The following is a 22,927-nucleotide window of genomic DNA, read 5'->3' as shown; positions in this document are numbered from 1 at the left end:
ATGGAAGATAATAATAAACTCATACCCATTACAAAAAATAGTTTAGTTGAAAAAGCAACCATTAGCATTGCAATTACCAACAAACTAGTTGCAGAAAACAATAAGCAAATGGTTTTGGAAATCTTTAGGAAAAACCCAAAACTTTTTATTGATTTAATTTCAAACTATTATCCTTTAGATCTCAATACTTTATTAGAATTTAAAGAAAATTTAAATTGGCAATTATTAAGTGCAAATGAAAATTTAGAATGGGATCTGGGTAATGAGAACCCTTTTGAAAAAGATTTAAATTGGGATGAAATAAATCCATATGATTATTTATTTGGTTTAGTTACACAAAAAGAAGTTTACTATTTATTTGATTTTTCATTTATTAAATGGGATTGGAAAGAGTTAAGTAAAAACAAAAGCTTACCTTGGTCTATTGAATTAATAGAAAATTATAAGGCCAAATGGGATTGGGGAGAATTAAGTAGGAATGAAAGTTTACCATGGTCTATTAATTTGATTGAAAAATTTACATATCAATGGGATTGGAAAATACTTAGTGAAAAAGAAAACCTCCCATGGTCTATTGATTTTTTTGAAAAATATATTGATAAATTAGATTTTCAATATCTTAGTGGGAATGAAAGTTTACCTTGGTCTGAAGATTTTTTTGAAGAACACTTTGATAAATGGTGCAACACAAAAGCTAGAAGATTTGAAAAAGATGGTCAAAATGTTTGGACTTATTATTCCGAAAAACATAATCGAATTTGGTATTTGGGTGCCATTGAATGTGTGGTAAACAAAAATGGCAAGCTTTTTAATCCTTTAATATGGCTACGAACAACAGATAGCGAAGTTTTTCTAAATGAAGTTATCCAAGAGAATATTGACGATTTAAATAAAGGATTATTGCAACCCATAGAACAATACAGCTTAAAACCATTTTACAAAGGTCAAGAAGAAGATATTTACAAAAATCAAAAACTTGGTAGATATTCTAATTACAGAATAGCAACTAATGAAGAAGCGTTAAAATTGAATCGAAGGTTTATTGATGTAAAAGAAATAAGTGATATAAATATTCCATATAGATCAAGTGTTAAAAATGTTACCTTTTGGAGTAATTTAAGCTCAAATAAAAGTTTACCTTGGTCTGAAGAATTTATTGATAAATATATTGATAAATGGGATTGGTACAATTTAAGTTCTAATGAAAGTTTACCTTGGTCTTTAGATTTTTTTAAAAAATATATTGAAAAATGGAATTGGAACATGCTGAGTATGAATGAAAATTTACCATGGTCAGAAGATTTTTTTGAAGAACATATTGAAAAATGGAATTGGAACAATTTAAGTCGTAATAAAAATTTACCATGGTCAGAAGATTTTTTTGAAAAAAACATAGAACGATGGAAATGGAATTATCTAAGCCAAAATGAAAATCTAACATGGTCAATAGAATTTATAGAAAAATATAGAGAAAATTGGAATTGGAGAAATCTAAGCTATAACGGAGGTTTAAAATGGAATATTAATTTAATACAAAAATATGCTGAAAAAATTGAAAGTTCAGAAATAATATGGGATTGCATTAAAGAATATGTTGATGTTGAATTAATAATTGAAATTTTAAATAAAAATGAGTAATACAAACGAACAGGAAAGAAAAAATGAAAAAGAAAAAACAAAAAGATTGAAAGAATTTTATGACTATAAATATTGGCGAGAAGTGCAAAGAAATCAACTTGGAGTTAGTGCTAATTTGTATTTTATCTTTTCATCAGCAATTTTTGGTTATGTTATTAATTTTACAATTGTGAATAAGGATGATTTTTTTCATTGTGAAATATATTTACTAATTCCATCACTAATTTTTCTGTTAATTTCATTTTTGTTTTATACATTATTTACAGAAAATAGACTAAAAGATTTCAAAAGAACTGCGGAATTAATAAATGATAATAGTGTAGCAATAGAAAATATTCCAAGATTAACAAAAAAAAGAGGTGTTGATTCATGGTCTTATTATAATCTACAACGTTATTCTCTTCTTGTTGGTTTCATCTTTGCCTTAATTGGTTTATCAATATTTATTTTCAAATGACAATCGCTATTCTCGCTTGGGGTTCCTTAATTTGGGATTCAAAAGAATTAAATTATAACAAATATTTAGGCTGGGTTTATGATGGTCCGGTTTTACCAATTGAATTTGCAAGAATTTCAAAAGATGGCAGACTAACGCTTGTCATCACAGAAAATGGTACACCAAACAAAACATTTTATACATTCGCTAATCAAAACCAGGCATTTGAAGAAACAATTGAAAATTTGAGAATTCGAGAAGGTAACTGTAACCGTAAAAATATTGGTTACTATAAAGCCGAAACAGATGAATTTCATTCAGAAGATTTTAAATACAAAAATGAAATCAGAAATTGGTCAAAAGAGAAAAAAATCAAAAATATCATTTGGACTGATTTACCCGAAAAATGGAATTATGAAAACGATAATAATGAAACCATTTCTATCAATCCAAACGAAAGAATTGACTACTTAAAAAGTTTAGTATCAGACAAAAAAGAACGCACTGAGGAATACATAAAAAGAACTCCTTTTCAAATTAAAACCAAATACAGAAGTATAATAGAACAAAAACTAAACTGGTTACCAACTATAGAAAAGCCTTTTAGTAATGAAATGGTTTTAATTGATGATAGGTTAATTTTATCAAAACTTGGCTCAATAGGCGAGCTTACTTGCTTAAATTGTTTTCAATCTGAAATGATTGCTCCTTATACAAGATTTAATTTAGGATATCAATGTCAATCTTGTGGAAAATTTCATAGTATAGAGAGAGAATCTATACAACCAAAATGTGATTGCGGAGGAGAATTAAATCGAGATAAACCTGTATTTTGTTCGAAATGTAAATCTTATTCAGTAAAATTCAAATTGAAATTTTTTGGGTAATTCAGATATTTCTGAGATTTTTAATTTTGTTTAATTTAAAACCACCAACACCAACCACCACAAAATCGGAACGCTTTCTAACCAAAATGATGCGTAATATCTCGAACGATTTTCATTGGCAAAAAAGAGAAAAATTGCAATAGTTCCACATACCAAAAGTTTGAAAAAGAAAGGTAAAAAGTGATTGTTATTGGTATAGAAAAACTCTAAAAGTAATAACAAAAACAATAATACATAACTAAGTTTTTTGGTCAACTCCACTCCTATTTTCTGCGGAACAGTTTGCAAATGCGGATCATCTAATTTAACATCGACAATTTCAAAAACCAAAACAAGAGAAAAAACCAACAAAAATCGTTGAATAGCCATCAACAAAACATCAAAAGAAAAAGAGATTTGTGCTTCTTGTAATGGCAGCAATACGGTAACTCCTACCCAAGTGATGGCAACTATATAAATTTTTACACCTTTCCAATTTCGGGCGTTTTGTTTGTTTGGAAAAAAAGGTAAAGTGTATAAAAGCGTAAGACCAAAAAAAGCGAAAGCACTAATTTTTGTCATCCAACTTAATTGCAAGAAAAAGTAAAAACAAGCCAACAAAGAAATAAAACTCAAAAAAACAATTCCCTTCAATTCTTTTTTGAGTTCAGTTTTGTTTAACCTTGCAATGGCATCGTACTTCACAAAATTATACCCTACAACTGTTCCAAAAAAAGCAAAAAAAGCAACACTAAAATCTCTTTCAACACCAAAGAAATATTGTGTCATAGACACCAATGCAAAAGCAGATAATGCTACATGTAAACTACTATTGATATAAAAATCGAGAAATTTCTTAAAAACCATCATTCAACAAAATTAATCAATCTGTTAATAAGACTTGAAATTAGTTGATAAAATCACAAAATTTCACATTTTAAAAACAAAAAATTACAAGATTAATAATTACTTTTGTTGTCCAAAACAACACATAATAACACACATACACATTTTTAATAAATGAGAACAGATGCATTCGCTTTGAGACATTTAGGCCCTCGTGAGAGTGACTTAAATCACATGTTAAAAACCATTGGTGTAGATTCTTTAGACCAATTAATTTATGAAACTATTCCAGATGATATTCGTTTAAAAAACGACTTAAATTTAGAAGCTCCTATGTCGGAATATGAGTATTTGACTCACATTCAAGAATTAGGAAAGAAAAACAAAGTATTCAAATCTTATATTGGTTTAGGATATCACCCAACGATTATTCCTGCTGTTATTCAAAGAAATATTTTTGAAAACCCAGGATGGTACACGGCTTACACACCTTACCAAGCAGAAATTGCTCAAGGTCGTTTAGAAGCAATTTTGAATTTCCAAACTACAGTTATCGAATTAACCGGAATGGAAATCGCAAATGCATCGTTACTTGATGAAGGAACAGCTGCTGCTGAAGCAATGGCATTACTTTTCGATGTAAGAACACGCGATCAAAAGAAAAATAATGTGAATAAATTCTTCGTCTCGGAAGAAATTTTACCACAAACTTTATCGGTTTTACAAACACGTTCAACTCCATTAAACATTGAATTAGTAGTTGGAAATCATGAAACATTTGATTTCTCAACTGAATTCTTTGGTGCAATTTTACAATACCCAGGAAAATACGGTCAAGTTTATGACTATGCTGGATTTATTGCAAAAGCTGCAGAAAACGAAATCAAAGTTGCTGTTGCTGCTGATATTTTATCGTTAGCTAAATTAACACCTCCAGGTGAAATGGGAGCTGCTGTTGTTGTTGGTACTACACAACGCTTTGGTATTCCAATGGGTTATGGCGGCCCTCACGCGGGATATTTCGCAACGAAAGAAGAATTCAAACGTTCGATGCCAGGAAGAATCATCGGGGTTTCAATTGATGCTAACGGAAACCGCGCTTTACGTATGGCTTTAGGAACTCGTGAGCAACATATCAAACGTGAAAAAGCAACTTCAAACATTTGTACAGCTCAAGTTTTATTAGCGGTAATGGCCGGAATGTATGCTGTTTATCACGGACCAAAAGGCTTACAATATATTGCTGATAAAGTTCACGCTTCTGCGGTTACCACTGCCGATGCTTTGAATAAATTAGGAGTTTACCAAACAAATTCTGCTTTCTTCGATACAATTTTAGTAAAAGCGGATGCAACTAAAGTAAAATCAATCGCTGAGAAACACGAAGTAAACTTCTTCTATCCAGATGCGGAAACGATTTCGATTTCATTTAACGAAACTACTTCAGTAAACGATATCAATCAAATCATTGCTATTTTCGCTGAAGCTACTGGAAAAGATGCCTTTACAGTAAATCAATTAGCAAATGAGTCAATGGTTCCTGAAAACTTAGTGAGAAAATCAACTTTCTTACAATACGATGTTTTCAACAACAACCATTCAGAATCGCAATTGATGCGCTACATCAAAAAATTAGAACGTAAAGATTTATCGTTGAATCACTCGATGATTTCTTTAGGATCTTGTACGATGAAATTAAATGCTGCAGCTGAAATGTTGCCGTTATCTATGGCAAACTGGAACAGCATTCACCCTTTTGCGCCTGTTGAACAAGCAGAAGGTTACCAAATCATGTTGAAAAAATTAGAGCACCAATTAAATGTAATTACTGGATTCCAAGGAACTACATTACAACCAAATTCAGGTGCTCAAGGAGAATACGCTGGTTTGATGGCGATTCGAGCTTATCATTTATCAAGAGGCGACAACCACAGAAATGTATGTTTGATTCCGGCTTCTGCTCACGGAACTAATCCAGCTTCTGCTGCTATGGCAGGAATGGAAATCATCGTTACTAAAACCATGGAAAATGGAAATATCGATGTGGAAGATTTAAGAGCAAAAGCAATCCAATACAAAGACAACTTATCTGCTTTAATGGTAACATATCCATCAACTCATGGAGTTTTTGAAAGTGCTATTATTGAAATCACGAATATCATTCACGAAAATGGTGGTTTAGTATATATGGACGGTGCGAACATGAATGCACAAGTGGGATTAACAAATCCAGCAACTATTGGTGCTGATGTTTGTCACTTGAACTTACACAAAACCTTCGCAATTCCTCACGGTGGTGGTGGACCTGGTGTTGGACCAATTTGTGTGAACGAAAAATTAGTTCCATTCTTACCAACAAATCCAATTATTCCAACAGGAGGAAGTCAAGCTATTACTGCTATTTCATCAGCTCCTTATGGTTCGGCTTTAGTTTGTTTGATTTCTTACGGTTACATTGTAATGATGGGTGCTGAAGGATTAACAAACGCTACTAAATATGCGATCTTGAATGCTAACTACATGAAAGCACGTTTCGAAGGACATTATCCAATCTTATATTCAGGAGAAATGGGAAGAGCGGCTCACGAAATGATTTTAGATTGTAGAGCTTTCGAAGAAAAAGGAATCAAAGTAACGGATATTGCAAAACGTTTAATGGATTATGGTTTCCACGCTCCAACAGTTTCTTTCCCAGTAGCTGGAACTTTAATGGTGGAACCAACAGAATCAGAAGATTTAGCGGAATTAGATCGTTTTTGTGATGCACTGATTTCAATTCGTAAAGAAATTGAAGCTTCAACTAAAGATGATGTAAACAACATTTTAAGAAATGCACCACATACTTTAGCTATGGTAACAGCAAACGATTGGAACTTCCCTTATACAAGAGAACAAGCAGCATATGCTTTAGATTATATTGCAGAGAATAAATTTTGGCCAACGGTTCGTCGTATTGATGAAGCATATGGAGATAGAAATTTAGTTTGTTCTTGTGCTCCAATTGAAGCATATATGTAATTAAAAGTACAAAGTAATAAACCAAAAAGGCTCAAGTTTTTAATTTGAGCCTTTTTTAATAATTTATAAGATGGATGATATTCAGAACAGAGAAGATATTTTACTCATCATGCGTAAGTTTTACGATAAACTTTTAGCAGATGATTCGATTAATTTTTTCTTTACCAAAGTCACCTCAGTCGACCAACATTTGGATGCGCATTTTGATATTTTAGCAACTTTTTGGGAACAATCTTTATTTTTAAAAGGCGGTTATTTCAATAACATGTTTTCGATTCATAAAGACGTTCATGACAAACATGCTTTTACTAAAGAACACTTTAATACTTGGCTAACGCATTTTAATTCAACAATTGATGAGCATTTCGCAGGAAAATATGCCGAACAAATGAAAACACAAGCGTTGAGTATGGCAACGATTATGCAAATAAAATTCAATTAAAAGGTGTTAATTTTAGAATTTGATTTTTTTTTATGGATTTTTATATGATATTCATAAAAATGTTAAAAACCAATAGGTTATCCAATCAATAACAACTATATTTTGTAAATTCGATTTACCAAAAAAAACAGAATGAATATCAAAATAACAGGTTCAGGAAGCTATATTCCTACCGAAGTAGTTTCCAACATCGATTTTGCGCAACATACTTTTTTAAATGACGACGGAACTCCTTTTCCTCACCCAAATGATGTTGTTGCTGAAAAATTTTTAGAAATTACGGGAATTAAAGAACGACGTTATGTAACGGATAATTTATGCACTTCTGATATTGCATTAATTGCTGCTGAAAAAGCTATTGAAGATGCTAAAATTGACAGGGAAACTCTGGATTATATCATTTTAGCACACAATTTTGGTGATGTTAAAAAAGGAGCTATTCAATCGGATATTTTACCAAGTTTGGCTACTAGAGTTAAACATGGATTAAAAATTAAAAATCCGAAATGTGTCGCTTACGATATTCTCTTTGGTTGCCCTGGTTGGGTGGAAGGTGTAATTCAAGCCTACGCATTCGTCAAAGCTGGAATGGCAAAAAAATGCTTGGTTATTGGCGCCGAAACTTTATCAAGAGTAGTAGATTTACACGATAGAGATTCCATGATTTATTCGGATGGTGCTGGCGCTACAATTATAGAAGCAACCGATGATGAAGGCGGAATTCTAGCTCATGAAACGGCTACATTTACCTATGACGAAGCCTATTATTTATTTTTTGGGAATTCTTTCAATAAAGACCATGACCCAGATGTTCGCTATATCAAAATGCATGGAAGAAAAATCTACGAATTTGCTCTGAGTAACGTTCCGAAAGCAATGGCTTCCTGTTTAGAAAAAAGTGGCATCCCAATAGAGAAAGTCAAAAAAGTACTGATTCATCAGGCTAACGAAAAAATGGATGAAGCAATTATTCATCGCTTCTTCAAACAATATAAGCAATCACCACCAGAAGGCATTATGCCAATGAGTATTCATAAATTAGGAAATTCTAGTGTTGCAACCGTGCCTACACTTTTCGATTTAATGATGAAAGGCAAATTAGAAAATCAGGAACTTAAGAAAGGTGATGTCATCATATTTGCATCCGTTGGTTCTGGTATGAATATTAATGCGATTGTCTATCAAATGTAATCTTTTTTGTTTCAAGTTTGAGGTTTCAGGTTTCAAGTTAAATTGTTAATTTTACGAACTGTTTTCAACTTGAAACTTTAAACTTGAAACAAATTTTATAATGTACGAAAAAACATATCCGAGCAAACGATTCAACATCACTTTAGATTTTCTAAAAAAACACATCAAAACTTCTGAAACCATTTTTGACTTAGGTGTTCCAAATCCTTTTTCAAAAATCATGGTGGATAATGGTTATACTGTTATCAATACAAAAGGCGAAGACATTGACAACGACCAATCGGCGCTTCAAACTGAAAACTACGATGTGTTTACGGGTTTTGAAATTTTCGAACACTTACTTAATCCTTATACCGTTTTACAAAACGTAAAAGCAGATAAAATTTTGATTTCGATTCCTTTGCGTTTGTGGTTTTCTCCTGCTTATCGAAGCAAGACTGATATGTGGGACAGACATTATCACGAATTTGAAGATTGGCAATTGGATTGGCTACTTGAAAAAGCAGGTTTTAAAATTGTGGACCGAGTAAAATTCACTCATCCAGTAAAAAAAATAGGTTTTAGACCTTTATTGAGATGGTTTACACCAAGATATTATTTGGTTTATGCCGAAAGAGTGAAAAGTGATAAGTAAAAAGTGACAAGCCAAATGAAATACTACATTATCATTCCTGCTTACAACGAAGAAGCTTTTATGAGTTTAACGCTACAATCATTAGTAGAACAAACCGTTTTACCAACAAAAATTGTAGTGGTGAATGATAATTCTACCGATAAAACTCCGGAAATTGTTTCTGAATTTGCTTCCAAATATCCATTTATCACTTTAGTGAATAAAAAATCAGATGCCATTCATTTACCTGGAAGTAAAGTGATTCAAGCATTTCAGGAAGGAGAAAAAAATATTGATGACAATTATGACATCATTGTAAAGGTAGATGCCGATTTAATTTTTCCAAAAAACTACTTCGAAACGATTATAAAACATTTTCAATCCGATGAGACAATTGGAATGGTGGGCGGATTTTGTTACATCGATAAAAATGGAAATTGGGTTTTAGAAAATCTTACCGATAAAGATCATATTCGTGGTGCTTTAAAGGCGTATCGAAAAGAAACTTTCAAACAAATTGGCGGATTGAAACCGCAAATGGGTTGGGATACTGTTGACGAGTTGCTTTGTAAATTTTACAATTGGAAAGTAATTACTGATGAAAGTTTACACGTAAAACACCTAAAACCAACAGGCGCTAGTTATAACCAAGCTGCAAGATTTAAACAAGGCGAAGCATTCTACACTTTAGGTTACGGATTTTTTATTACAGCCGTTGCATCTTTAAAATTAGCGATGCGAAAAGGAAGACCTTTATTATTTTTAGATTACATCAAAGGGTTTTGGAAAGCCAAAAGAGAAAACAAAACCATGTTGGTCACACCTGAACAAGCAAGATTTGTTAGAAAATATCGTTGGAAGAAGATGAAAGAGAAGTTATTATAATCTTTTCCATAAAAAAATATAGTATTTTTACTGCTTATTAGAAACTGAATTCAGAACACTATCAAAATGATGCTCATTCGCTACTTATCGCAAATAGGAAAATATTTCATCATGTTGAAAGAAATTTTCAACAAGCCAACAAAATGGTCGGCCATGAAACAATTGATCTTAAAAGAAGTTGATGACTTAATCATTGGTTCGCTAGGAATTGTTTCTTTTATATCGTTTTTCGTAGGTGGTGTTGTGGCAATTCAAACGGCATTAAACTTAACCAATCCGTTAATTCCTAAATTTTTAATTGGATTTGCAACGCGTCAGTCAGTTATTTTAGAGTTTGCTCCTACTTTTATTTCTATCATTATGGCGGGAAAAATGGGTTCATTTATCACTTCTAGTATAGGTACAATGCGTGTTACGGAGCAAATAGATGCTCTAGAAGTTATGGGAGTAAATTCCTTAAACTATTTAGTTTTTCCTAAAATCATCGCGTTATTTTTATATCCTTTTGTGATTGGATTAAGTATGTTTTTAGGTGTTTTTGGTGGTTGGATGGCAGCTGTTTATGGAGGATTCACTACAAGTTTCGAATTCACAACCGGACTTCAAGCGGAGTTTATACCATTTCATATAGCCTATGCTTTCATTAAAACTTTTGTATTTGCATTTATCTTAGCTACAATTCCTTCTTTCCATGGTTATTACATGAAAGGTGGTGCTTTAGAAGTAGGAAAAGCAAGTACGGTTTCTTTCGTTTGGACATCGGTAGTTATTATTTTAGTGAACTTTATATTAACCCAACTTCTTTTAAGCTAATGATTGAAGTAAAAAATATCGTAAAAAAGTTTGGAGAACAAACCGTTTTAAAAGGAGTTTCTACTCGTTTTGAAGCGGGAATGACCAATCTAATCATTGGACAAAGTGGCTCTGGAAAGACCGTTTTCTTAAAATCGCTATTAGGAATTCATACGCCAGATAGCGGCACTATTTCTTTCGACGGCAGAATTTATTCTGAACTTTCAAACGACGAAAGACGTGAGTTAAGAACAGAAATTGGGATGGTATTTCAAGGAAGTGCACTTTTTGACAGCATGACAGTGGAAGAAAATGTTGGGTTTCCATTAAAAATGTTTACCAATAAATCTGCAAAGGAAATTAAAGAACGTGTTGATTTTGTAATTGACAGGGTTCACTTAGTGAATGCGCACCAAAAAAGACCTTCTGAAATTTCGGGTGGAATGCAAAAGCGTGTGGCGATTGCTCGAGCTATTGTAAATAATCCGAAATATCTATTTTGTGATGAACCAAATTCAGGCTTAGACCCAAAAACGGCGATTGTAATTGACAATTTGATTCAGGAAATCACACAAGAATACAACATTACCACAGTAATTAACACACACGATATGAACTCGGTAATGGAAATTGGCGAAAAAATTGTGTTCTTAAAAAATGGTTTATTAGAATGGGAAGGCTCCAACAAAGAAATATTCAAAACCGATAACGAAGCTGTTACCGATTTTGTATACTCTTCAGAATTATTCAAACGTGTTCGAAAAATGTATTTGGAAGATGATGTGAAATAGTACTACTGAATTTTAGATACTATTTGCTTAATATCTTGCTCTTTATTTTTTGGATAAATCAACAAAACATCGTCTTTATCTACAATAATATAATCGGTTAAACCATCAATTACGACAAGCTTTTTACCTTCGGTTCTGATAATGTTATTGGTTGCGTTTTCAAGATAAACAGAAGCATTAACTACGGCATTTTCTTGTTCGTCTTTTGGTAATTTATCATATAGCGAACCCCAAGTTCCTAAATCGTTCCAGTCGAAAGTTGCTGGTAACACATAAACATTTTGGGCTTTTTCCAAAATAGCATAATCCACCGAAATATTTTGAGCTAAAGGATAATTATCTCTTATAAAAGCTTCTTCTTTTGGTGTATTTAAAGCCTCATAACCATTCATAAAATGATCATACATCACCGGTTGAAACTCTTCATAAGCTTTTAAAACGGTTTTAGCACTCCAAACAAAAATTCCAGCATTCCAAAGATAATTTCTACTTTGTATGAACTTTCTTGCGGTTGCATAATCTGGTTTTTCTCTAAACTGCTTCACCTTTTTAATTGGACGAGAATCTAATTTATCGAATTCGATATAGCCATAGCCTGTATTGGCAAATGTTGGTAAAATACCCAAGGTCATTAAGTTTTCATCGCGCTCGCAAAAATCAAAAGCATATTGAAGATTAGAACAAAACTGCACCTCATCTTCAATCCAATGATCAGAAGGCGCCACTACCATAACTGCATCTGGATTTTGTTTTTTAATTTTTAAAGAAGCATATAAAATACAAGGTGCTGTATTACGCATAGCTGGTTCTAAAACAATTTGCTCTTGTTGAATCATTGGCAATTGTTCCAAGACGATGTCATTGTAAACTTCGTTCGTAAGAATCAAAATATTCTCCTTTGGAATAATTTGAGACAAACGTGTGAATGTTTTTTGAATCAATGTTTCGCCTGTTCCTAACATATCGTGAAATTGCTTAGGAAATTCGGTTGTACTTACTGGCCAAAAACGAGAACCAACTCCTCCAGCCATTATGATTGCGTAATAATTTTTGTTCATTTTGTATGTTTTTTGTTGCTAGAACTTATTCGGCAACAATTCTACTTCGGCATTGGGTTGAAACAAATATAAGCGTCCAGAACTTATTTCTAAACATTCGTATCGCTTAACTCGCAATGCTATTTTCTTGAAAATTTTTCCATTGTAAATTCTAAAATGACTTCCCATTGGAATTTCAAAGATATAATTTTTATCGGTTTCTTTTTGGTCAAATAGTTTTAAAGCGATGGCTAATTTTGCATCTGTATCACTACTTGCTTTCGGATTTCTAAAATGTTTGGCAAGTAATGGCAACAATTGATTTGGAAATATTTCAGGACGAATAAACGGCACCATCATTTTTTGAAAAGTGAGTTTCCATTCATCTCCATGCGGTTTTATGTTACGACCATATTTTTCGAAAGCTACCAAATGCGCAATTTCATGAATTAGAGTTATTAGGAATCTATATTTATTCAAACTTGCATTTACGGTAATCAAATGATATCCTTGTGCGTCTTTTCGATAATCGCCATGACGGGTTTGACGTTCATTAACGATTTTAAGATGCACATGATTCGCTTTGATTAACTCAAAACAAGGATGAACTGCGTGTTCAGGTAAGTATTTTTTTAATACGTCACTCAATTTTAAGGCGTTGAAGATGAAACTTGCAATACTTTTCCGTTGTAATATTTGTTTCCAGTTAAAGCAAAATTGAAGATATAATCCGCCATTTCTTTTGCTGAAAGTGTTGCTTCGTAACCTGGGAAAGCTTCTTGTAACATTTCGGTATTCACAGCTCCAAGTGCTAAAACATTAAATGAAATTCCTTGTTCTTTGTATTCTTCTGCTAATAATTCTGACAAGGTAATCACCGCGCCTTTACTAGAAGAATAAGCTGCTAAACCAGCGAATTTCATGCTTCCTTGAATGCCTCCCATAGAACTAATAGTTACCACATGACTCCCTTTTTCCATGAATGGAATACAGATTTTTGTTAATTCGGCAACTGCAAAAACATTGACTTTATATATGTTTTGGAATTCTTCTGAAGTTATTTGCGTGAACGTTTTATGCAATAAACTTCCTGCGTTATGAATTAAAACATCTACTTTTTTCCAAGTTCTATTAATGAAATTTTCAACCTGAAGTAATTCTTCTGGATTTGAAATATCAATTGACAAACAAGTTATGTTTTGATTTTCGATTAACTCTTTTGGTGTTTTTCTAGAAATAGCTAATACTTGATGTCCTGCATTTGCAAATTGCAAGGCTAATTCGTAACCTATTCCACGAGAGGTTCCTGTTATGATGATATTTTTACTTTTCATTTAATTTGATTTCTTTTTTTGGAGCATTGATCATTTTTTCTAAAACTAGAATTGTTTTCGAAATCACTTTTGTCATGTGTTTGGTATCCATCAATTCAAACTCATCATCTGGTTGGTGATAGAATTGGAAATTTTCAAAATCGAAAGTCGAAACAGTTTGTGCTGGGACATTAAATTCAGTGAAAAACGGATAATTATCAGATGCTCTGAATAGCATGTATTTGGTTTCAATTGGCAAATATCCTACTAACTTTTCTCCAGCATATTCATTCATTGTGGTTGCCATATTAGATTTACCAAAACCAGTTAAATAGAAATCCATTCCTTTGTCTTTCATTGGAACACCAATCATTTCAAAATTGAACATGAAATACAAATCCATTTTTTGTTCTTTCAATTTAGCAGCCAAATGCTTTGACCCTAAAAGACCTTTTTCCTCGGCAGAAAAGAATACAAAAAGTACACTTCGCTTGTTGTTTTTAAATTTTGCGAAATATTTTGCTACTTCAGTTACTGCGGTGGTTCCAGTTGCATTATCATTTGCTCCGTTTCCAATATCATCGCCGTTTACAGCTGCAATTTTTCCAATATGATCATAATGCGCCCCAATAATAACAAATTCATTTTTTAACTCTTTATCGTTCCCTTCGATATAACCAACTACGTTGTAAGAAGTTTTATCAAAATTAGAAAGTGTATCGCGATACGTTTTAAAATAAGGCTTAATTCCGTTCTCTTTTAAAATATTTTCTAAATATAAAGTTGCCAATTCAATTCCTTCACTACCTGAATCTCTTCCTTCCAGTTCATCCGAAGTTAGATATGACAAAGTTTTAATTACATTTTCTTCCGCAACTTGGCAATTGAAATTAAAAATGTTTTTCGAAGTAACATTGTTTTGTGCATGCAATGACAATCCAAGAAAAGAAATTAGGAATATGATTTTTTTCATAGTTTATAGTTTTAAGTAAAAATAAAAAAATCCCGAGTAAATCGGGATTTTGTATGATAATTTTAACACTTATTAGGCTAACATCGTTACTGGATTTTCCATAAACGCTTTGAACGTCTGTAAGAATTGAGCTCCAGTTGCTCCGTCCACTGTTCTGTGATCACAAGCTAACGTAACTGTCATTGTGTTTCCAACTACGATTTGACCGTTTTTAACTACTGGTTTTTCAATAATAGCACCAACAGATAAAATAGCAGAATTTGGTTGATTGATAATCGATGTAAATGATTGAATTCCGAACATTCCTAAGTTAGAAATCGTGAATGTACTTCCTTCCATTTCTGCTGGTTGAATTTTTTTAGATTTTGCTTTTCCAGCTAAGTCTTTCACATTTGCACCAATTTGAGTTAAACTCATTTGGTCTGTAAATTTCAATACTGGAACCATTAAACCGTCTTCAACTGCTACCGCTACTCCAATATTCACGTGGTGATTGATAACCATCGCATCTTCTCTCCATTGTGAATTTACTTGTGGATGCTTTTTCAATGCCATCGCACTTGCTTTGATTACCATATCGTTGAAAGAAACTTTCGTATCTGGTAATCCGTTAATCATATTTCTTGAAGCAATTGCATTGTCCATATCTAACTCAATAGTTAAATAGTAATGCGGTGCTGTAAATTTAGATTCTGATAATCGTCTCGCAATGGTTTTACGCATTTGCGAATTTTTGATTTCTTCTTGGAATGCTTCTCCTGCTGGAACAAATGGTTTAACTGCTGCAACTGCATTTGTAGCTTCTGCAACGGCTTGTGCTGGAGTTGCAACAGCAGATGGTGAGAAATTCTCAACATCTGATTTTACAATTCTTCCATTCTCACCAGAACCTTTTACTTGAGATAAGTTAATTCCTTTATCTTGAGCAATTTTTTTAGCTAAAGGAGAAGCGAAAACTCTACCTGAAGTAGATTGTTCTGCAACTACTACTTCTTGAGCAACTGCTTTTACTTCTTCTACTTTAGGAGCTTCAGCCACAGCGCCAACTTTGTAGTTAGCCGCAATACCTGAAACATCAGTTCCTGCTGGACCTAAAATAGCTAAAATTGTATCTACTGGAGCAGAATTACCTTCTTGAACTCCGATATATAATAACGTTCCTGCATTGAAAGATTCGAATTCCATCGTAGCTTTATCCGTTTCGATTTCAGCTAAAATATCGCCTTCTTTTACAGTATCTCCCACTTTTTTCAACCAAGTTGCAACTGTTCCTGTTGTCATTGTATCAGACAAACGAGGCATAGTTACTACTTTTACACCAGCTGGAATTTCAACTGCTGCTGAAGTAGGTTTTGCTTCTTCAACTACTTTTTCTTCTTTTGTTTCAGTCGCTGTTCCACCACTTAATAAAGCAGCAATATCTTCACCGGCTGCTCCAATAATTGCTAATAAAGAATCTACTGGTGCTGATTGTCCTTCTTGAATCCCGATGTATAATAAAACACCGTCATGAAAAGATTCGAATTCCATTGTAGCTTTATCCGTTTCAATTTCGGCAAGAATATCACCAGTTTTGATTGTATCACCCACTTTTTTTAACCAAGTTGCTACAACTCCTTCGGTCATCGTATCACTCAAACGGGGCATTGTTATAATTTGTGCCATAGTCCTTATAATTTATGTGGAATGAAAGGATAATTTTCTTGTTCGTACACTACGTCATACAACTGTTGTGCCTCTGGGAATGGAGATTCTTCAGCGAATTTTTCACATTCAGCAACTAAATCAGCTACTCTTTGATCGATTGCTTCGATTTCAACATCTGTAGCATAACCGTTTTCTTTGATAATATCTAAAACTTGAGTAATTGGGTCGATTTTTTTATATTCTTCCACTTCCTCTTTCGTTCTATATAATTGTGCATCAGACATTGAGTGCCCTCTGTAACGGTAAGTTTTCATTTCTAAGAAAGTTGGTCCGTCTCCACGGCGAGCTCTTTCCATTGCTTCGTGCATTGCTTCAGCCACCTTAACTGGATTCATTCCATCAACTGGCCCACAAGGCATTTCATAACCTAAACCAAGTTTCCAAATATCAGTATGATTAGCCGTTCTTTCAACAGAAGTTCCCATAGCATATCCATTATTTTCACAGATAAAAACTACTGGTAATTTCCAATTCATAGCCATGTTAAAGGCTTCATGTAAAGAACCTTGACGTGCAGCACCATCACCAAAATAAGTCAACGTAACACCACCCGTTTCAAAATATTTATCTGCAAAAGCCATACCAGCACCTACTGGAATTTGTGCTCCAACGATACCATGTCCTCCATAGAAACCATGTTCTTTAGAGAAAATATGCATCGATCCACCCATACCTTTAGAAGTACCTGTAGCTTTTCCGTACAATTCTGCCATAACTCTTCTTGGATCTACACCCATTCCAATTGGCTGAACGTGATTACGATAAGCGGTAATCATTTTATCTTTAGACAAGTCCATTGCATGTAAAGCTCCAGCTAAAACTGCTTCTTGACCATTGTATAAATGCAAAAATCCTCTAACTTTTTGTTGGATATAAACAGCAGCAAGTTTATCTTCAAACTTTCTCCAAAATAGCATATCCTCATACCATTTTAGGTAAACTTCTCTTGTAATTGGTTTCATTTTTAGTTTGTTTTTTAATACAATTGAACTGCAAACAATATAACATAATCATTCGCAATTTTACGAACAGCAAAAATACTACATAGAACCTGATTGAAAAAATTAAATTCTACGATTTTTGTATTTTTTATAACAAAATCGATAAAAAAAGTTACGAAATCGTTATAGATGATTCTTGTCGAAAACTAATGGTAAGATATTTTTTAGCGAATCTGATTTATAAATATCCCCTTTTGCTCCCATAAAGAAAATTGCAATTGGTGCATCTTGTTTAAATTCATACTCAGCAATTGATTGTCTGCAACTTCCACAAGGAGGAATAGGTTCTTCTAAATCTCTATCTTGTGGTGATGCTGTGATGAACATTTTTATAATTTTAGCATTTGGATAAGTTGCACCTGCGTAATAAATTGCTACACGCTCTGCACATAAACCAGAAGGATAAGCCGCATTTTCTTGATTGGAACCCTGAACTACTATACCATTATCTAAAAGAATAGCCGCTCCTACAGTAAATTTAGAATAAGGCGCATAGGCTTTACTTCTTGCTTCAAATGCTTTCAACATTAAACTTGTTTCTTCTTGAGACAATTCGTCTTTAGATAGTACCGAAATGGAGGTGTTTATTGAAATTTGCTTCATATGTAAGGAAAAAAAATCCAAATTCTTATTTTAGAATTTGGATTGTTAATTAATTTATTTTAAAAATTATAGTTCATCGTATTTATCACCGAAATTAAATGTAAGCGAGAAACGTAATGTGTTTTCCAATGGATTTTTAACTGTTGATGTTGAGAATAAATAAGAAACATCAATTTTTACGATATTATATTTAAATCCAGAACCTAAAGTAAAATACTTTCTAGCACCTTTTAATTTATTCTCATTAAAATAACCCATTCGCAATGCAAATGAATCTTGATACCAATATTCAGCACCTAAAGCATAAGTAAATTCTTTTAATTCTTCAGAAAAACCATCTGGAGCATCTCCAAAAGACTTAAAAATCCCTGTTACCCAAGGAATTGCTCTGTAGTTTCTATCAGCCAATGCATAATCTGAATTATCAACATCACCATCACCATCTTCATCGCCAACCTTAGGTGGAGTAGGAACCATAAGTTTTGTAACCTCTGCGGTAACCCCAACTTTATTATATTCATCAAAAATAAAATCAAAACCTCCACCTAATCTCATATTAGCTGGCATAAAATTATCATTTAAATCATCATTATCATAACTGATTTTTGGTCCCATGTTTTGAAAATTGAAACCCGCTCTCCATCTACCATTAAAATCATCATATGCAATTTCTTCTGATTGATAGTATCCTGCAATGTCAACCGCAAAAGAGGTGGCTGAACTTGCGTCTGTATTTTCATCAGCAATTTTAAGTGCAGAACGAACATATTTACCACCAACTGCCATTGAAAAACGATCGCTTAACTTTAACGAATAAGAACCATCTAATACAAATTCATTTGGATTAACCACTCTAGGAATCTCTCCAGGATCTCCCGTTCTTCTTAATTCAATATCACCTAAACCAAAATAGCGGAAAGACCCAGAAAATGCACTTCTTTCATTTATTCTGTTGTAATAAGTCAATTGACCTAAGGAAATATCGTTAGCTATACTTGTTAAATAAGGCGTATAACTAATTGAAAAACCTTGTTTATCAAGCGAAAAGGCATATTTAGCAGGGTTATATTGTTGTGAAAAAGCATCAGCTGAAGTTGCAACTCCCATATCAGCCATACCTGCAGATCTAGCGTCAGCAGCAATTAACAAGAATGACACCCCTGTAGTTATAACACGGTCTTGAGCTTTTGTATATTGAATAGCTAATGAAAGAATTAATAATAGCGCAATTTTTTTCATTGTTTTAATAAATTAATTTGACAAATATAGTATTTTATTATAGTATTACAAGTTTCTCATATTTTTCAACATACTTGCCTGTTGATGTAGATCTTACTTTTAGTTTATAAACATAAACTCCTTTTCCAATTTTGTCTCCAAAATCATCCCTTCCATCCCAAACAATATCTCTACATAAAAAACCATCTGTAGTCACTTGTTGATTGATTGTTTTAACAAGTTTACCAGAAACAGTTAAAATCTGAACTTGAACATCTAAAGGCTCAAAAGGCATATTGTGATTAAACCAAAATTCGGTGTAACTAACGAATGGATTTGGATAATTTAGTACATGCTCAATTTTCAAACCATCATCAGAACACACCGCGTTAAACTGAATTTCAGCCGTAACCAAATTATTATACACATCCCAGGCCTTAAACAAAATCGTGTGTAATCCTGGCGATAAATCTCTAAACGGAAAACGCACAAATCCTTTTGTATAATCGTCATTTTCTGTTTCATAATATTCATTTAAAACATACGGATTAGTTTCGTCTCCATCTAAAATCGCCACAATATCATGCCCTATTCCACTTGCTGTATTAATACCATTTTCATCTTCTAAAAACGCCAATAATATAGGAGAACAATTTGTGATTCCGCCAGAAACAAAACTTTCATCATTCATATGAATCTTTATTTTTGGAGGATTTGTATCATTAACAGCATTTACGTTAACACCTCCTATTAGGATTGTTTTATCATAACCTGTTTGATTATCTAAATTTGGAGCACTGCGTTTAGCATAAAAACTAATTTTACCATTCCCAACAGGAACTCGAATATCTTGAGGCACAACAAAACTAAATTCAAATTGTCCATTAACAACAGAAGCATTTCCTCTAAAGATTGTTTCTCCTAAAGTTGTGAAATTCATCTTTATTAATTGTCCTGCTGAGAAAAAATTTCCCATAATATTTATTCCTCCTGGGCTTGGTGCTACAACACCATTATTTGCCAAAGTACTTCTTTCAATCTCTTTATCAAAAATTTGAATTGCTAAATCACCATTATAATTTGATAATACCAAATCATTTTCATCTCTAACCTCACCTGATATTTTGATTAAACTTAATGCTTGAAACACAGGTAAAGGCTGTCCTACCGGCACATCATTAACACTTGTAAGTACTACTTTTGATTTAGGTATTGCCAGTTTCAATGCTGGATCTCCAATAAAAAAAACAACTCTTCTATTGTCTGAACTTGTATTTAATTTTGTTAAACGTAAAGCCTCAGCTATTGTAGGGTAATCACTTGACCCAAAAGCGTATAAATCTTCACTAAATAAATTATTCATCACAAACCCTGTTGTAACTCCAATTTGACGTGTAGTTGCAATTAATCCAATAGCCCCTCCGCTTTTATTCCAATACATATACTCCCCTCCAGTAAATCGATTTGGATCATCAAAACGTGTAAACTCACAGGTTATTGTAATAAACAAAGGATATCTGTAACGATTTGATAAATTTTGTGCATCTATTTTTTCAAACAAACGCTCTCTTGCTAATGCTTCTTCATTACCATGTCCGAAATAATTAAAAACCAAAGCTCCTTTTTCTAAAGCACTTAAGAATTCATTTTTTGCTTGCGGATAACGCTCACCTCCTGCCGCCACTTGTTGCGAATAGGAATCAGAGTGTATTTTTTTTACATTAACAAAAGGTTTTTGAGTAGTAAGAACATCGGCTAAATTATCTAACCCAAATTGCAATGTAACATCTGTTTCATTATCAGCATCATCAGAATAGATAACATAATTATTTCTCCATCTTCCATACGACTTTTCATCATTATATTCAATTACTTTATCCACCATTTCTTTTGCCTGACTTATGCTAGAAACTAACATTCTACCAACTGCAATATCTATTCCATCAACTCCGTCTAACATCTGACCTTCATCAGTATCCATTAATCCATAAAAATCATCAGACATAAAACTAGAATACAAAGACATATTAGACACATTATTTACTTCAGAAGCTAAAGGGTTAAAGCCATGAAATACAGGAACAATATTAGTATTATTAAAAATCCTGTCTTTATAATCATACGAAGCATCACCAAAAAGATTAACATATTTAACCCTCTTGTCAGAACTTGATGCATTCCAATAGACATATTTAATAAAATTACGTATTGCCGCAATATCTTGCTTACCTGAAGAAAACTCTTGATAAATCTTCTCCAATTCTACAACTCGAACGCTTAATCCTGAATTATTTCTATGAAAATCCGCTAATCGCTCAGCTTGAGCCACTAAAAATCTTGGTGTAATTATCAAATAATCTATATCTTGAAAAACACCCTGATTATTATTGAAAATAGTCCCTTTTAAGTTTTGATTTTGAACAAGACTACTACTTTCTTTTAATGGCGAATAGGTATCAGTCAAATCAACGGCAATATATTTTCTTTGTGTTCCAAGATTGACCTTAAAAGCAAAATTTGAACCTGAAATATTCGTATATGAAACAGCATTATAAATATCAGTCACATCCCAAACTTGAGAAACTGATGTTGCATTACTTATTACATATTCACCTATTCCAATATTACTCAATTCATCATTGTTAAAAAAAGTAAATTGTTTTCCATAACCCGTAAGATTTCGTTTTGATTTTATACGAATAAAATCTAAATAACCATTTGAATTTGGAACGCCGCCGTTATCATAAGTTAGCTTTATATTTATATCATTTGATGTAACTACAAAATTACCTGATATCGCAGACTCATATGCTTCAATTCCATTAAAAGCGATTAATTCAGGAAAATTCAAACTCCCAACATCTTGATTGTTAATTTTAAAATTAAACGAGGAACTACCAAATGATTTTGATGCGGTATTGATGTAAAAATTTAAAGGAAAACTTGTATCTAAATTAGGAATAGTAAAATCAAATTCTTGCTCATTTGTAATGTTAAATTGCTCACCAAACCATCTTCTACCAACTTTAGCGATATTTACCAAATCTTTTTCATAATATAAAACATCGTCAAATTTTGAAAAAGAAAGTGCAGGAGCTCCTGTGGGTTCCACTGCATTTTGAATTCTTTTCCCTTGACCACCTGCGCTTGTTACATAATAATAAGACTTGTCTGAAAACAAATTAACTGAAGTTAAACTTTCAGAATTCCATGTATCTACTCCTTCAGCATAAAATAAAATATAATCATTATTATCAAAAACACCATCTTCTTCACCTACAAATTGTATAGCATTTTCAACCAAATCATCAGGAAAATAAATTGAATTATCTAAAGGTAACATTCTCCCTCCATTTCCAAATATTTTAATGTTTTTAGGATTTACATTAACGTTAAAACCTAAACTTTGCAAAAAAGACTTGGAAATTTTATAAATTCCAGATTTTTGAATGTAAAACCTGTACCAATTACCCGAAGTTAAAACAGAATTAGAAATAGTTTGAAACGAATTATTTACTCTATTTGAAGTTGCATTTCTATAACTATACGAAAATGAT

Annotated in this window: 20 protein-coding genes; 10 read left to right on the top strand and 10 right to left on the bottom strand. The window is 32.6% G+C overall.

Annotated features, from left to right (window positions below; all coding sequences use genetic code 11):
- The 3 genes from B4I81_RS02900 to B4I81_RS02890 are packed head-to-tail and all read left to right on the top strand — an operon-like array spanning nucleotide 1 to nucleotide 2,961.
- Entirely contained in the window at nucleotides 1–1,638 is a 1,638-nt protein-coding gene (locus B4I81_RS02900) for a hypothetical protein (protein WP_291107259.1), read from the top strand.
- Nucleotides 1,631–2,095 (top strand): hypothetical protein, encoded by a 465-nt coding sequence (locus tag B4I81_RS02895; protein ID WP_291107256.1) that lies wholly within the window; start codon nucleotides 1,631–1,633, stop codon nucleotides 2,093–2,095. The genes B4I81_RS02900 and B4I81_RS02895 overlap by 8 nt, the downstream gene beginning before the upstream one ends.
- Nucleotides 2,092–2,961: a hypothetical protein gene (locus B4I81_RS02890; protein ID WP_291107253.1), complete on the top strand. Its 870-nt coding sequence runs from the start codon at nucleotides 2,092–2,094 to the stop codon at nucleotides 2,959–2,961. The genes B4I81_RS02895 and B4I81_RS02890 overlap by 4 nt, the downstream gene beginning before the upstream one ends.
- Nucleotides 2,962–2,991: 30 nt before the next feature.
- On the opposite strand, the gene B4I81_RS02885 is transcribed toward B4I81_RS02890, so the two are convergent.
- The gene (locus B4I81_RS02885) at nucleotides 2,992–3,810 is read right to left on the bottom strand and encodes a hypothetical protein (protein WP_291107250.1); all 819 of its coding nucleotides are present in this window, start codon (nucleotides 3,808–3,810) and stop codon (nucleotides 2,992–2,994) included.
- 150 nt (nucleotides 3,811–3,960) lie between these two features.
- Between B4I81_RS02885 and gcvP the strand changes: the two genes are divergently transcribed.
- The 7 genes from gcvP (at nucleotide 3,961) to B4I81_RS02850 (ending at nucleotide 11,518) form a co-directional block, all read left to right on the top strand.
- A complete protein-coding gene (gcvP, locus tag B4I81_RS02880; RefSeq protein ID WP_291107248.1) occupies nucleotides 3,961–6,804 on the top strand; it encodes an aminomethyl-transferring glycine dehydrogenase in 2,844 nt (947 codons plus the stop codon).
- Between the two features lie 70 nt (nucleotides 6,805–6,874).
- On the top strand, nucleotides 6,875–7,246 hold the full coding sequence (locus B4I81_RS02875) for a group III truncated hemoglobin (protein WP_291107245.1): 372 nt from the start codon (nucleotides 6,875–6,877) through the stop codon (nucleotides 7,244–7,246).
- A 132-nt stretch (nucleotides 7,247–7,378) separates the two neighbouring features.
- Complete coding sequence (locus B4I81_RS02870) at nucleotides 7,379–8,437, top strand: 3-oxoacyl-ACP synthase III family protein (protein WP_291107242.1); 1,059 nt, start codon at nucleotides 7,379–7,381, stop codon at nucleotides 8,435–8,437.
- Nucleotides 8,438–8,537: 100 nt separating this feature from the next.
- The gene (locus tag B4I81_RS02865; RefSeq protein WP_291107239.1) at nucleotides 8,538–9,071 is read left to right on the top strand and encodes a methyltransferase; all 534 of its coding nucleotides are present in this window, start codon (nucleotides 8,538–8,540) and stop codon (nucleotides 9,069–9,071) included.
- Between the two features lie 15 nt (nucleotides 9,072–9,086).
- Nucleotides 9,087–9,935 (top strand): glycosyltransferase, encoded by an 849-nt coding sequence (locus tag B4I81_RS02860; RefSeq protein WP_291107236.1) that lies wholly within the window; start codon nucleotides 9,087–9,089, stop codon nucleotides 9,933–9,935.
- A gap of 66 nt (nucleotides 9,936–10,001) precedes the next feature.
- Nucleotides 10,002–10,748 carry an MlaE family ABC transporter permease gene (locus tag B4I81_RS02855; protein ID WP_414655079.1) on the top strand — a complete coding sequence of 249 codons (747 nt, stop codon included), beginning with the start codon at nucleotides 10,002–10,004 and terminating at the stop codon, nucleotides 10,746–10,748.
- Nucleotides 10,748–11,518, top strand: a complete 771-nt coding sequence (locus tag B4I81_RS02850; protein WP_026725688.1) for an ABC transporter ATP-binding protein — start codon at nucleotides 10,748–10,750, stop codon at nucleotides 11,516–11,518. Before B4I81_RS02855 ends, B4I81_RS02850 begins: the two co-directional genes overlap by 1 nt.
- 2 nt (nucleotides 11,519–11,520) lie before the next feature.
- On the opposite strand, the gene B4I81_RS02845 is transcribed toward B4I81_RS02850, so the two are convergent.
- The 9 genes from B4I81_RS02845 to porU all read right to left on the bottom strand — a co-directional run.
- Entirely contained in the window at nucleotides 11,521–12,576 is a 1,056-nt protein-coding gene (locus tag B4I81_RS02845; protein WP_291107231.1) for a mannose-1-phosphate guanylyltransferase, read from the bottom strand.
- 18 nt (nucleotides 12,577–12,594) lie between these two features.
- Nucleotides 12,595–13,203: a SprT-like domain-containing protein gene (locus B4I81_RS02840; RefSeq protein WP_291107228.1), complete on the bottom strand. Its 609-nt coding sequence runs from the start codon at nucleotides 13,201–13,203 to the stop codon at nucleotides 12,595–12,597.
- Between the two features lie 2 nt (nucleotides 13,204–13,205).
- Nucleotides 13,206–13,889 (bottom strand): SDR family NAD(P)-dependent oxidoreductase, encoded by a 684-nt coding sequence (locus tag B4I81_RS02835; protein WP_291107225.1) that lies wholly within the window; start codon nucleotides 13,887–13,889, stop codon nucleotides 13,206–13,208.
- Nucleotides 13,879–14,841, bottom strand: coding sequence for a M28 family metallopeptidase (locus tag B4I81_RS02830; protein ID WP_291107222.1), 963 nt, complete (start codon nucleotides 14,839–14,841; stop codon nucleotides 13,879–13,881). Before B4I81_RS02830 ends, B4I81_RS02835 begins: the two co-directional genes overlap by 11 nt.
- Nucleotides 14,842–14,913: 72 nt before the next feature.
- Nucleotides 14,914–16,506 carry a 2-oxo acid dehydrogenase subunit E2 gene (locus B4I81_RS02825; protein WP_291107219.1) on the bottom strand — a complete coding sequence of 531 codons (1,593 nt, stop codon included), beginning with the start codon at nucleotides 16,504–16,506 and terminating at the stop codon, nucleotides 14,914–14,916.
- A gap of 5 nt (nucleotides 16,507–16,511) precedes the next feature.
- Entirely contained in the window at nucleotides 16,512–17,510 is a 999-nt protein-coding gene (gene pdhA / locus B4I81_RS02820) for a pyruvate dehydrogenase (acetyl-transferring) E1 component subunit alpha (RefSeq protein WP_291107216.1), read from the bottom strand.
- 162 nt (nucleotides 17,511–17,672) lie between these two features.
- On the bottom strand, nucleotides 17,673–18,152 hold the full coding sequence (locus B4I81_RS02815) for a cytidine deaminase (RefSeq protein WP_291107214.1): 480 nt from the start codon (nucleotides 18,150–18,152) through the stop codon (nucleotides 17,673–17,675).
- A gap of 66 nt (nucleotides 18,153–18,218) precedes the next feature.
- On the bottom strand, nucleotides 18,219–19,391 hold the full coding sequence (gene porV / locus B4I81_RS02810; protein ID WP_291107213.1) for a type IX secretion system outer membrane channel protein PorV: 1,173 nt from the start codon (nucleotides 19,389–19,391) through the stop codon (nucleotides 18,219–18,221).
- 37 nt (nucleotides 19,392–19,428) lie between these two features.
- The coding region (gene porU, locus B4I81_RS02805; protein WP_291107209.1) for a type IX secretion system sortase PorU at nucleotides 19,429–22,927 on the bottom strand (3,499 nt) is incomplete at its 5' end.

The organism is Flavobacterium sp. UBA6195 (assembly GCF_002422095.1).
In the GTDB taxonomy this organism is placed as follows: Bacteria; Bacteroidota; Bacteroidia; order Flavobacteriales; family Flavobacteriaceae; genus Flavobacterium.
The sequence above is the reverse complement of the archived record's forward strand: the minus strand, read 5'-3'. Positions and strand labels throughout refer to the sequence as shown.

Bases quoted from the DNA above. Each gene is read 5' to 3' on its own strand.
- B4I81_RS02900 (WP_291107259.1), top strand. From the start codon at position 1: ATGGAAGATAATAATAAACTCATACCCATTACAAAAAATAGTTTAGTT.
- B4I81_RS02895 (WP_291107256.1), top strand. From the start codon at position 1,631: ATGAGTAATACAAACGAACAGGAAAGAAAAAATGAAAAAGAAAAAACA.
- B4I81_RS02890 (WP_291107253.1), top strand. From the start codon at position 2,092: ATGACAATCGCTATTCTCGCTTGGGGTTCCTTAATTTGGGATTCAAAA.
- B4I81_RS02885 (WP_291107250.1), bottom strand. From the start codon at position 3,810: ATGATGGTTTTTAAGAAATTTCTCGATTTTTATATCAATAGTAGTTTA.
- gcvP (WP_291107248.1), top strand. From the start codon at position 3,961: ATGAGAACAGATGCATTCGCTTTGAGACATTTAGGCCCTCGTGAGAGT.
- B4I81_RS02875 (WP_291107245.1), top strand. From the start codon at position 6,875: ATGGATGATATTCAGAACAGAGAAGATATTTTACTCATCATGCGTAAG.
- B4I81_RS02870 (WP_291107242.1), top strand. From the start codon at position 7,379: ATGAATATCAAAATAACAGGTTCAGGAAGCTATATTCCTACCGAAGTA.
- B4I81_RS02865 (WP_291107239.1), top strand. From the start codon at position 8,538: ATGTACGAAAAAACATATCCGAGCAAACGATTCAACATCACTTTAGAT.
- B4I81_RS02860 (WP_291107236.1), top strand. From the start codon at position 9,087: ATGAAATACTACATTATCATTCCTGCTTACAACGAAGAAGCTTTTATG.
- B4I81_RS02855 (WP_414655079.1), top strand. From the start codon at position 10,002: ATGATGCTCATTCGCTACTTATCGCAAATAGGAAAATATTTCATCATG.
- B4I81_RS02850 (WP_026725688.1), top strand. From the start codon at position 10,748: ATGATTGAAGTAAAAAATATCGTAAAAAAGTTTGGAGAACAAACCGTT.
- B4I81_RS02845 (WP_291107231.1), bottom strand. From the start codon at position 12,576: ATGAACAAAAATTATTACGCAATCATAATGGCTGGAGGAGTTGGTTCT.
- B4I81_RS02835 (WP_291107225.1), bottom strand. From the start codon at position 13,889: ATGAAAAGTAAAAATATCATCATAACAGGAACCTCTCGTGGAATAGGT.
- B4I81_RS02830 (WP_291107222.1), bottom strand. From the start codon at position 14,841: ATGAAAAAAATCATATTCCTAATTTCTTTTCTTGGATTGTCATTGCAT.
- B4I81_RS02825 (WP_291107219.1), bottom strand. From the start codon at position 16,506: ATGGCACAAATTATAACAATGCCCCGTTTGAGTGATACGATGACCGAA.
- pdhA (WP_291107216.1), bottom strand. From the start codon at position 17,510: ATGAAACCAATTACAAGAGAAGTTTACCTAAAATGGTATGAGGATATG.
- B4I81_RS02815 (WP_291107214.1), bottom strand. From the start codon at position 18,152: ATGAAGCAAATTTCAATAAACACCTCCATTTCGGTACTATCTAAAGAC.
- porV (WP_291107213.1), bottom strand. From the start codon at position 19,391: ATGAAAAAAATTGCGCTATTATTAATTCTTTCATTAGCTATTCAATAT.